Genomic DNA, 753 nt, shown 5'->3' on the forward strand with positions numbered 1-753 from the left:
GTCGATACGGCATCAGCTACCGTGATCTCGAGGAAATGCTGTCCGAGCGTGGGATCGATGTCGATCATACGACGATCTATCGCTGGGTGCAGCGCTACGCGCCGGAGATGGAGAAGCGTCTCCGCTGGTTCTGGCGGCGCGGCTTTGATCCGAGCTGGCGTCTGGATGAGACCTACGTAAAGGTGCGGGGCAAATGGACCTACCTGTACCGGGCGGTCGACAAACGGGGCGACACGATTGATTTCTATCTGTCATCGACACGCAGCGCCAAAGCGGCGAAGCGCTTTCTGGGCAAAGCTCTTCGTGGCCTGAAGGACTGGGAAAAGCCGGCCAAACTCAATACCGACAAGGCACCCAGCTACGGCGCAGCAATCGCTGAGCTGAAACGCGAAGGCAAACTGGCGGCGGAAACCGAGCACCGGCAGGTGAAATATCTGAACAACGTGCTCGAGGCCGACCACGGCAAGCTGAAGATGCTGATCAAGCCGGTACGTGGCTTCAAGTCGATGCCAACGGCCTACGCCACGATCAAGGGCTTCGAGGTCATGCGCGCCCTACGCAAAGGACAGGCCCAGGCATGGTGCCTGCAGCCAGGTATCATGGGGGAGGTGCGCCTGGTTGAAAGAGCATTCGGAATTGGACCCTCGGCCCTGACCGAAACCATGATTATGCTCAATAAGCATTTCGCCAATGCTGCCTAATCCCCCAACTGGGTGACGCCGCGCGGCCGTGCCCCATGTTTGCAACAGAGCC

At 59.2% G+C, this 753-nt stretch carries 1 protein-coding gene; it reads left to right on the forward strand.

Annotated elements, in window-relative coordinates; genetic code table 11:
* The coding region (locus tag NTCA1_RS28360; RefSeq protein WP_159832507.1) for an IS6 family transposase at positions 1-701 on the forward strand (701 nt) is incomplete at its 5' end.
* Positions 702-753: the final 52 nt, after the last annotated feature.

Origin of the sequence: Novosphingobium sp. TCA1 (assembly GCF_009811895.1) — a bacterium.
GTDB lineage: Bacteria > Pseudomonadota > Alphaproteobacteria > Sphingomonadales > Sphingomonadaceae > Novosphingobium > Novosphingobium panipatense_A.